The sequence below is a fragment of the Streptomyces europaeiscabiei genome, assembly GCF_001550375.1.
Taxonomy (GTDB): Bacteria; Actinomycetota; Actinomycetes; order Streptomycetales; family Streptomycetaceae; genus Streptomyces; species Streptomyces europaeiscabiei.
In genome coordinates this window covers 1-10,244 of record NZ_LRTR01000425.1, presented here as the reverse complement: position 1 = coordinate 10,244, position 10,244 = coordinate 1, and the positions used below count along the sequence as shown (strand labels likewise).

General features: G+C 70.7%; 7 protein-coding genes. All 7 read right to left on the bottom strand.

Annotated features, from left to right (window positions below; all coding sequences use genetic code 11):
• Window positions 1-146: 146 nt before the first annotated feature.
• On the bottom strand, window positions 147-1,244 hold the full coding sequence (gene murG, locus AWZ10_RS20460; protein ID WP_046703025.1) for an undecaprenyldiphospho-muramoylpentapeptide beta-N-acetylglucosaminyltransferase: 1,098 nt from the start codon (window positions 1,242-1,244) through the stop codon (window positions 147-149).
• Window positions 1,245-1,250: 6 nt separating this feature from the next.
• On the bottom strand, window positions 1,251-2,600 hold the full coding sequence (ftsW, locus tag AWZ10_RS20455; RefSeq protein WP_060891761.1) for a putative lipid II flippase FtsW: 1,350 nt from the start codon (window positions 2,598-2,600) through the stop codon (window positions 1,251-1,253).
• 88 nt (window positions 2,601-2,688) lie between these two features.
• Window positions 2,689-4,116 carry a UDP-N-acetylmuramoyl-L-alanine--D-glutamate ligase gene (gene murD, locus AWZ10_RS20450; protein WP_046703027.1) on the bottom strand — a complete coding sequence of 476 codons (1,428 nt, stop codon included), beginning with the start codon at window positions 4,114-4,116 and terminating at the stop codon, window positions 2,689-2,691.
• On the bottom strand, window positions 4,098-5,171 hold the full coding sequence (mraY, locus tag AWZ10_RS20445) for a phospho-N-acetylmuramoyl-pentapeptide-transferase (protein ID WP_046703028.1): 1,074 nt from the start codon (window positions 5,169-5,171) through the stop codon (window positions 4,098-4,100). The genes murD and mraY overlap by 19 nt, the downstream gene beginning before the upstream one ends.
• Window positions 5,168-6,598 carry a UDP-N-acetylmuramoyl-tripeptide--D-alanyl-D-alanine ligase gene (locus AWZ10_RS20440; RefSeq protein WP_046703029.1) on the bottom strand — a complete coding sequence of 477 codons (1,431 nt, stop codon included), beginning with the start codon at window positions 6,596-6,598 and terminating at the stop codon, window positions 5,168-5,170. The genes mraY and AWZ10_RS20440 overlap by 4 nt, the downstream gene beginning before the upstream one ends.
• Before the next feature lie 4 nt (window positions 6,599-6,602).
• Window positions 6,603-8,123 carry a UDP-N-acetylmuramoyl-L-alanyl-D-glutamate--2,6-diaminopimelate ligase gene (locus AWZ10_RS20435; protein ID WP_060891760.1) on the bottom strand — a complete coding sequence of 507 codons (1,521 nt, stop codon included), beginning with the start codon at window positions 8,121-8,123 and terminating at the stop codon, window positions 6,603-6,605.
• 262 nt (window positions 8,124-8,385) lie between these two features.
• On the bottom strand, window positions 8,386-10,244 hold a 1,859-nt coding region (locus AWZ10_RS20430), incomplete at its 5' end, for a peptidoglycan D,D-transpeptidase FtsI family protein (protein ID WP_060891759.1).

Below are 10,244 nucleotides of genomic sequence, written 5' to 3'. Positions count from 1 at the left end.
CCGGGGGCCGGGAAGCCGTCGCCGCGGCGGCGGGCCGGGGTCCAGATCCTCGTCCGCACCGCGTTCGGCGGTGGTCGGTCCGGCCACGCGCACTCCCTCTCCTGGCTCGGTTCGCCCCCGGGGCTGCTCACTCGCCGATCCGCTCCCTAGCGGTGTCCACGCTTGGCTGCGATCGCCTCGTACACCATCCCGACGAGCAGGTCGTCGGCGTCCCGGCGACCGAACTCGCCGGCCGCGCGGGACATCTCGTACAGCCGGTGCGGGTCCGCCAGGACGGGCAGGACGTTCTGCTGCACCCACTGCGGCGTCAGTTCCGCGTCGTCGACCAGCAGTCCGCCGCCGGCCTTGACCACCGGCTGAGCGTTCAGCCGCTGCTCGCCGTTGCCGATGGGCAGCGGGACGTAGGCGGCCGGGAGCCCGACGGCGGAGAGTTCGGCGACGGTCATCGCACCCGCGCGGCAGAGCATCATGTCGGCCGCGGCGTACGCGAGGTCCATCCGGTCCACATACGGTACCGGGATGTACGGGGGCATTCCCGGCATCTGGTGCACCTGCGGCAGTTCGTTCTTCGGGCCGACCGCGTGCAGGATCTGGATCCCGGCCTGCTGGAGGTAGGGCGCGACCTGCTGGACGACCTCGTTGAGGCGGCGGGCGCCCTGGGAGCCGCCGGAGACCAGCAGGGTCGGCAGGTTCGGGTCGAGGCCGAACAGGGCGCGGGCCTCGGGGCGGGCGGCGGCCCGGTCGAGGGTGGCGATGGCGCGGCGCAGCGGGATGCCGATGTAGCGGGCGTCACGGAGCTTGCTGTCCGGGGTGGAGACGGCGACCTGGGCCGCATAGCGGGAGCCGATCTTGTTGGCGAGACCGGGGCGCGCGTTGGCCTCGTGCACGATGATCGGCACACCGAGGCGCTTGGCGGCGAGGTAGCCGGGCAGGGCGACATAGCCGCCGAAGCCGACGACGGCGTCCGCCTTGGTGCGCTCCAGGATCTGCTCGGTCGCCTTGATCGTGCCGCGCAGCCGGCCGGGCACGGTGATCAGCTCGGGGGTGGGCTTGCGTGGCAGGGGTACGGCGGGGATCAGCGCGAGTTCGTAGCCGCGCTCGGGGACGAGGCGCGTCTCGAGGCCGCGCTCCGTGCCCAGTGCCGTGATGCCCACGGTCGGGTCCTGCCTGCGCAGGGCGTCCGCGAGGGCGAGCGCGGGCTCGATGTGACCGGCGGTTCCGCCACCGGCGAGTACGACATGCACCGAAATTCACCGCTCTCCGGACGAACGTGCCGAGGCACGCCGTCGCATCGTGTTCCATCTCCTGGGCCCCGAAGGGCCACCGCCACGCTTTCTACCAAAGCGGGGTTGCCGCATGGCGAGCGCCGCCCGCGCAGCGGGCTCGTCGCGCGCGAACGCGATCAACAGCCCGATGGCGAACATGGTCGGCAGCAGGGCGGAACCTCCGTAGGAGAACAGCGGGAGCGGGACTCCGGCGATCGGCAGCAGACCGAGCACCGCACCGATGTTGATCACTGCCTGAGCGGTGATCCAGGTGGTCACGCCTCCCGCGGCATACCTGACGAAGGGGTCCTCCGTGCGTCCGGCCACGCGGATACCCGCATAGCCTAGAGCCGCGAAGAGGGCGAGCACCGACAGCGTCCCCGCGAGGCCCAGTTCCTCACCGGTGACGGCGAAGATGAAGTCGGTGTGCGCTTCCGGGAGTTGGCCCCATTTTTCCACACTGGCACCGAGCCCGGAGCCAAAGATTCCGCCCGAGGCGAGGGCGTAGATGCCGTGCACGGCCTGCCAGCAGTCGGCCCCGTCCGTACGGGGTTCGGTGGCTCCGATGCAGGCCAGGCGGGCCATACGGTTCTCGCTGGTCCTGATCAGGACGAACCCGATGAACCCGGCGATGGACAGCACGCCCACGAACAGCCGCGTCGGCGCCCCGGCCAGCCACAGCAGGCCGAACAGGATCGCCGTGAGAATGATCGCGGTGCCCATGTCGCCGCCGAGCATGATCAGCCCGAGGATCATGAACGCCACCGGAACGAGCGGCACCAGCATGTGCTTCCACTGTGTCAGCAGGCGTTTGTCCTCCTTGCGGGCCATCAGGTCGGCGCCCCACAGCACGAGCGCCAGCTTGCCGAACTCGCTGGGCTGGATCTGGAAGGAGCCGCCGATGGCGATCCAGTTCTGGTTGCCGTTGATCGACTGCCCTATTCCGGGCACCTGAACCAGGGCCATCAGGAACACACAGCCGGCCAGCAGCGGGTAGGCCAGCGCCCGGTGCAGCTTGACCGGCATCCGCGAGGCCACGAGCAGCAGGACGGTGCCGATCGCGGCCGCGAGGAACTGCTTGCGGAAGAAGAAGGTCCCCGGCAGCGACTTCTGCAACGCCGTGATCTGGGAGGCCGAATAGACCATCACGAGCCCCAGCACGGTGATCAGCAGGCTGCCGCCGAGGATCAGGTAGTACGCGGTCAGCGGCCGGTCCCACGCCTTGCGCGCCCGGGTGAGGAATCGCCGCACGGGGTCCTCGCGCGGCGGCCGTGGGACGGGCGGCCGCCGTGTGACGCGCTGGAGGGGCGCACGGCTCGTACGGCTACTCGGCATCGGGGGCGCCTTCGTCGCCGACCGACCGGATCCGTGTCACGCGTCCCTCCCAGTCTCACCCGGCGCCGCCAGGCGAAGCCGGGCCGGGTCAGCCGTCCGCGGAGGAGAGTTCGCGCACAGCCTCCGCGAACGCGTCCCCACGCTTGTTGTAGTTGACGAACATGTCCATCGACGCGCAGGCCGGCGCCAGGAGCACCGTGTCACCCGCCCGCGCCAGCGTCCGCGCCGCGCGGACGGCGGCGAGCATCGCCCCAGTGTCGGTCCGGTCGAGGTCGGCGACCGGCACTTCGGGCGCGTGTCGCGCGAGCGCTTCCCGGATCAGAGCGCGATCCGCGCCGATCAGCACGACACCCCGCAGCCGCCCCGCCGCACTGGCGACGAGTTCGTCGAAGGTAGCGCCCTTGGCGAGTCCGCCCGCGATCCACACGATCGACTCGTACGCCGCCAACGAGGCCTGCGCCGCATGCGTGTTGGTGGCTTTGGAGTCGTCGACGTACGCGACGCCGTCCACGTCGGCCACATGGGCGATGCGGTGCGCGTCCGGCGTGAAGGCCCGCAGCCCGTCCCGTACGGCCGCGGCGGGCACCCCGAAAGCCCGTGCGAGGGCCGCGGCCGCGAGGGCGTTGGCGATGTTGTGCGGGGCCGGCGGGTTCACGTCCGCGACCTCGGCGAGTTCCTGGGCGTTCTTCTGCCGGTTCTCGACGAAGGCGCGGTCGACCAGGATGCCGTCCACGACGCCCAGTTGGGACGGCCCCGGGGTGCCGAGCGTGAACCCGACGGCCCGGCAGCCCTCCTCCACGTCCGCCTCGCGTACCAGGTCCTCGGTGGCCTTGTCGGCCACGTTGTAGACGCAGGCGACCCGATTGCCCTCGTAGATGCGGCCCTTGTCGGCGGCGTACGCCTCCATGGAGCCGTGCCAGTCGAGGTGGTCGGGGGCGAGGTTGAGGACGGCGGCGGAGTGGGCGCGCAGGGAGGGCGCCCAGTGGAGCTGGTAGCTCGACAACTCGACGGCCAGCACGTCGTACGGCTCGTCGCCCAGGACGACGTCCAGCAGCGAGACCCCGATGTTGCCGACGGCGGCCGTGCGCAGGCCCGCCGCCGTCAGGATCGAGGCGAGCATCTGGACGGTCGTGGTCTTGCCGTTGGTGCCCGTGACGGCCAGCCAGGGTGCGGCGTCGGGGCCGCGCAGGCGCCAGGCGAGTTCGACGTCTCCCCAGATCTCCAGACCGGCCTCACGGGCCGCCGCGAACAGCGGCTTGTCCGGCTTCCAGCCGGGGGTGGTGACGACGAGTTCGGTGCCCTCGGGCAGGGTGGCGCCGTCGCCGAGGCGCACGGTGATGCCGAGCGCCTCCAGGTCTGCGGCCTGCGCCCGGGCGCGCTCGTCGTCGCCGTCGTTGACGACGGTGACGGCCGCGCCGAGGCCGTGCAGGACCTTGGCCGCCGGGATGCCGGAGACGCCGAGCCCGGCGACGGTGACGCGCTTGCCCTGCCAGTCGGTCACTTGTCGGCCGCCCATCCCGCGTAGAAGAGGCCCAGTCCGACGATCACGCAGATGCCCTGGATGATCCAGAAGCGGACCACGACAAGAACCTCGGACCAGCCCTTGAGCTCGAAGTGGTGCTGGAGCGGGGCCATGCGGAAGACACGCTTGCCGGTGAGTTTGAACGAGCCGACCTGGATGACGACCGACATGGTGATGAGGACGAACAGACCGCCGAGGAGCGCGAGCAGCAGCTCGGTGCGGGAGCAGATCGCGAGACCCGCGAGCGCGCCGCCGAGGGCCAGCGAACCGGTGTCACCCATGAAGATCTTGGCCGGCGAGGTGTTCCACCACAGGAAGCCGAGGCAGGCACCCATCAGCGCGGAGGCCACGATCGCCAGGTCGAGTGGATCTCGTACCTCGTAACAGGCGCCCGGGTTGGTCAGGGTCAGCGTGTTGGCGCAGGACTCCTGGAACTGCCAGACGCCGATGAAGGTGTACGCGCCGAAGACGAGCACGGAGGCGCCGGTGGCGAGGCCGTCCAGACCGTCGGTCAGGTTCACGCCGTTCGACATGGCGAGGATCATGAACAACGCCCAGACGACGAACAGCACCGGGCCGATGGTCCAGCCGAAGTCCTGCACGAAGGAGATCTTGGTGGAGGCCGGGGTCTGGTCGCGGACGTCCGGGAACTGCAGCGCGAGGACCGCGAAACCGATGCCGACGATCAGCTGGCCGGCCATCTTCGCCTTGGCCCGCAGACCGAGCGAACGGCGCTTGACGATCTTGATGTAGTCGTCGAGGAAGCCGACGAGGCCCATGCCGCCCATCAGGCCGAGCACCAGCAGACCGGAGAAGGTCGGCGGCTGCCCCGTGATCACCTTGGCCAGGAAGTACGCGACGATCGTCGCCAGGATGAAGGCGATACCACCCATCGTCGGCGTACCGCGCTTGCTGCCGTGCGTGCGCGGGCCGTCGTCGCGGATGTACTGACCGTAGCCCTTGCGGGCCAGCAGCTTGATCAGCAGCGGGGTGCCGACCAGGGTCAGGAAGAGACCAATGACTCCTGCGAACAGGATCTGCTTCATCATCGGGCGGCAACCTCACCCTCGTTGCCGCTGTCGAGCAGCGCCTGCGCCACGCTCTCGAGCCCGACCGACCGGGACGCCTTCACGAGTACGACGTCTCCCGGGCGCAACTGACTGCGCAACAGGTCGACCGCCGCCTGTGCGTCGGACACGTGCACCGACTCCTCACCCCACGAACCCTCGTTATATGCGCCCAGTTGCAGCCAGGACGCTTCCCTGCCCCCGACCGCGACGAGCTTGCCGACATTGAGCCGGACGGCGAGCCGTCCGACCGCGTCGTGCTCGGCGAGCGATTCGTCCCCGAGCTCGGCCATCTTGCCGAGCACCGCCCACGTACGTCCCCCCCGTGCCTGTGCGGCCTTGCCCATCGCCGCGAGCGCGCGCAGAGCGGCTCGCATGGACTCGGGGTTCGCGTTGTAGGCGTCGTTGACGACCGTCACGCCGTCCGGGCGCTCGGTGACCTCCATGCGCCAGCGGGAGAGGGAGTCCGCCTCGGAGAGCGCGGTGGCGATCTCGTCTGCGGACATGCCCAGCTCATGGGCGACGGCGGCCGCGGCGAGCGCGTTCGACACGTGGTGCTCACCGTACAGGCGCATGGTCACATCGCTTGCACCGGAGGGTGTGTGAAGCCTGAAGGCGGGCTGTCCGGCGTCCGTGAGCGTCACGTTCTCGGCGCGTACGTCCGCTTCGCCGGACTCTCCGAAGAGGATCACCCGGGCCTTCGTACGGGACGCCATGGCCCGGACGAGGGGGTCGTCGGCGTTGAGGATCGCGGCGCCGCCCTCCTCCGCGGAGGGCAGTGCCTCCACCAGCTCGCCCTTGGCCTGCGCGATCTGCTCCCGGCCGCCGAACTCGCCGATGTGGGCGGTGCCGACGTTCAGTACGAGGCCGATCCTCGGCGGGGTCAGGTCGGTGAGGTACTTGATGTGGCCGACGCCCCGGGCGCCCATCTCCAGGACCAGGAAACGGGTTTCCTCCGTGGCGCTGAGCGCGGTGAGGGGCAGCCCGATCTCGTTGTTGAGGGAGCCGGGCGTGAACACGGTCGGCGCCTTGCGCCGGAGCACCTGTGCGACGAGGTCCTTGGTGCTGGTCTTGCCCGCGGAGCCGGTGAGGGCCACGAGGGTCGTGCCGAGCCTGTGGACGACGTGCCGGGCGAGGGCGCCGAGCGCCGCCTGGACGTCGGTCACGACGATCGCGGGCACGCCGACGGGACGGGACGCCAGCACAGCTGCCGCACCCGCCTCGACGACCGCGGCCGCGAAGTCGTGTCCGTCCACGCGCTCGCCCGCGAAGGCGACGAAGAGGCTGCCGGGCTCCACTTCACGGGAGTCCCGGACGACCGGTCCGGTGACCTGCACCGACGGATCCGGTATGTCGTGCGTCTGCCCGCCGACGACTTCTGCGATCTCGGCGAGGGAGAGGGCGATCACAAGTTCATCCCTGGGTCTGCTGGATAGCTTCGCGGAGCACCTGGCGGTCGTCGAAGGGACGTACCACGCCGGCGATGTCCTGGCCCTGCTCGTGGCCCTTGCCCGCGACCAGCACGGTGTCGCCCGGCTGTGCGCGGGCCACCGCCGCGGCGATCGCGGCGGCCCGGTCCTCGAAGAGGAGGACCTCGCCGCGCTCGTGCGCCGGCACGGAGGCCGCGCCCTCGAGCATGGTCGCGAGGATCGCGAGGGGGTCCTCGGAGCGGGGGTTGTCGGAGGTCAGTACGGCGGTGTCGGAGAGCCGGGCCATGGCGGCGCCCATCGGCACGCGTTTGGTCCTGTCCCGGTCACCGCCACAGCCGAGCACGACATGCAGGCTGCCCTCGGTGACCTTGCGCAGCGCCTTGAGGACCGACTCGACGGCGTCCGTCTTGTGGGCGTAGTCGACGACCGCGAGGTACGGCTGCCCGGCGTCCACGCGCTCCAGTCGGCCCGGGACACCCGGTACGGCGGCGATGCCGTCGGCGGCGGTCTGCGGGTCGATCCCGGCGACGGCCAGCGCGGCGACGGCCGCCAGGGTGTTGGCGACGTTGAAGGCGCCCGGCAGCGGCGACCTGGCGGTGATCCGCTCGCCCTTGGGCCCGACCACCGTGAACGTCGAGTCCATCGGCCCGACCTGGACGTCCTCGGCGCGCCAGTCGGCGTCCGGGTGCCCCTCGGCGGAGAAGGTGACGACCGGGACCGTGGCTTCGTCGACGAGGCGGCGGCCGTACGCGTCGTCGAGGTTGACGACGCCGAGCCTGCTGCGTTCCGGTGTGAAGAGCCGCGCCTTGGCCTGGAAGTAGTCCTCCATGCCGGAGTGGAACTCCATGTGTTCCGGGCTGAGGTTGTTGAAGACCGCCACGTCGAAGACGCACCCGTCGACCCGGCCGAGGACCAGCGCGTGGCTGGACACCTCCATGACGACCGAGTCGACACCGCGTTCGCGCATGACCGCGAACAGGGCCTGGAGGTCGGTGGCCTCGGGGGTGGTCCGCTCGGACTTGATGCGCTCGTCGCCGATCCGCATCTCGACCGTGCCGATGAGCCCCGTGGAGCGCACGGTCCGCAGACCGCCTTCGATGAGGTACGCGGTGGTGGTCTTGCCGGAGGTGCCGGTGATGCCGATCTGGAGCAGGTCACGGCCCGGGTGACCGTAGATCGTGGCCGCCAGCTCGCCCATCCGCGCGCGCGGGTTCTCCACGACGAGCGCGGGGAGCCCGGCGGCGGCGACGCGCTCGGCGCCGCTCGGGTCGGTGAGCACGGCGACGGCGCCGAGGCCGACCGCCTGGTCCACGAAGTCGGCGCCGTGCAGACGGGCACCGGGCAGGGCGGCGTACACGTCGCCGGGACGGACGGCCCGCGAGTCATGGGTGATGCCCGTGACCTGCGCGGCGCTCCCCGACTGCTCGGCACCCACCTGGCCGGCGAGCTCCGCGAGGGGTGTGGCGGAGACCTGGATCGGCCTGGGCGGTCCCGGATATGTCACGGGAACGTCCTTCTGGGTGGTTTGGGACTGATCAGCGTGTGGCACGGCGGTGAGCGTACCGGGCGCACCCCCGCCGGAGCTAAAGAGGAGCCCGCCCGGAGCGCGGTCCGGCACGGGTGGTGGTGGCAGACGGGTGGGCGAGGGTTTGTGCGAGCGGGGCTGTGAGGCGTGGTTCCCGGGGTCGGGAGTGATCATGGTCACGAGTCGGTTCCTGGCTGGTTGCGCTGATCGGCGGGTGATCAGGAGGGGGTCAGGAGGCGGGTCAGGGCGTGAAGGCGACGGGCAGGTTGGCGGGCTTCGCCCCGGTGGGCGGGACCTGGAGGGTCTTCAGGGCGAACTCCATGACCTCCTTGTAGATGGGTCCACAGATCTGGCCGCCGAAGTAGTTGCCCGTGGTGGCGTTCTGGATCGCGCAGTAGACGGTGATCCTCGGGTTGTCGGCGGGCGCGAACCCGGCGAACGACGAGGTGTAGCCGCGGTATCTGCCGGTGGCCGGATCCACGCGGTTGGCCGTACCCGTCTTGCCCGCGACCCGGTAGCCGGGGATACGCGCCTTGGTGCCCGTGCCCTCCTCGTCGTCCACGACGGACTCCAGCATCCGGGCGAGTGCCTTCGCCGTCTTCTCGCTCACGACCCGGGTCTTCTCGGGCTTCTGAGCGGGGGTGAAGCGGCCGTCCGGCCCCTTGGTGCCCCGTACGAGGGTCGGTTCGACGCGTACGCCGCCGTTGGCGATCGTCGAGTAGACGGAGGCCGCCTGCATGGCGTTCATCGACACGCCCTGGCCGAAAGGGATCGTGTACTGCTGCGAGGTCGACCAGTCGCCGGGCGCGGCGAGGATGCCCTTGGTCTCGCCGGGGAAGTCGAGGCCCGTGTAGCCGCCGATGCCGAACTTGCGCAGGTACGAGTAGAGGATCTTGTTGGACTCGCGCTGGTTCCTGCCGAGTTCGCCGGTGGCGAGGATGGTCCCGATGTTGCTGGACTTGGCGAGGACGCCGTTGAGCGTCAGGTACCAGGTCGGGTGGTCGATGTCGTCCTTGAAGAGCCGGTCGCCGCGGTGCAGCCGGTTGGGCACGGTGACGTGCGTGCCCGGCGTCGCGACGTTCTCCTCCAGCACGGCGGCCATCGACATGACCTTGGCGGTGGAGCCGGGCTCGAAGGCGTCCTGGAGGGCCGCGTTGCCCAGCGCGTCCGGGTTCGCCTTCGTGAGGTCGTTCGGGTCGAAGCCGGGCGAGTTGGCCATGGCGAGGACCTCGCCGGTGCGGGTGTCCTGCACTATCACGTAGCCGCGGTCGGCCTTGGACTTCTTCACCTGCTCGGTGATGGCGTTCTGCGCGGCCCACTGGATGTCGCGGTCGATGGTCAGCTCGACGTCGGAGCCGGCGACGGCGGGGGTCTCGGTGGAGCCCGCGGTGGGCACGAGACGGCCGCCGGACTGGGCGTAGCGGATCTTGCCGTCCTTGCCTGCCAGACGGTTGTTCAACTGCTGCTCGACACCGCCTCCGCCCTTGCCCTCGGCGTTGACCCAGCCCAGTATCCCGGCGGCGAGGTCGCCGTTGGGGTACACGCGCTTGCTGCTGGGCTCCTGGAAGACGCCGGCCAGGACGTTGACCGTGCCCTTCTCGTCCTCGGCCCGCTGGACGAGCGCGGACTTCAGGTCGCTGATCTGGTTCCAGACCTGGGGGGTCTGGCGGCGGGCGAGGAGCACGTAGCGCGTGTTCTCGGTGCTCAGCTTCTCGGTGAGCGTCTCCTGGTCCGCGCCGAGGATCGGCGCGAGGAGCGCGGCCGCCTGCTCGGGTCCGTCGTCGATCCTCAACTGCTCGCGCGTGAACATCGTCGGGTCGGCCGTGATGTCGTTGGCGTCGGCGCTGATCGCCAGCGCGACGCCGTTGCGGTCGGTGATCCCGCCCCGCTCGGCGGCCAGCACCCGGCCGACGTACCGGTTCCGGTCGGCCTTGGCGGCGTACTCACTCGCGTCGACGGCCTGCACCTGAAGCAGCCGTACGACGAAGGCGATCATCACCAGGGTCAGCGCGAGGCTCACCATGCGCAGCCTCGGGCGCGGGCTGCCGAGGCGGATGGTGCGCGCGGCCGGGTGCCGGGACGAGGCCGGGCGGCGCTGCC

Coding starts and splice junctions, on each gene's coding strand:
- mraY (WP_046703028.1), bottom strand. CDS start 5,171: ATGATGAAGCAGATCCTGTTCGCAGGAGTCATTGGTCTCTTCCTGACC.
- murD (WP_046703027.1), bottom strand. CDS start 4,116: ATGGGCGGCCGACAAGTGACCGACTGGCAGGGCAAGCGCGTCACCGTC.
- ftsW (WP_060891761.1), bottom strand. CDS start 2,600: ATGCCGAGTAGCCGTACGAGCCGTGCGCCCCTCCAGCGCGTCACACGG.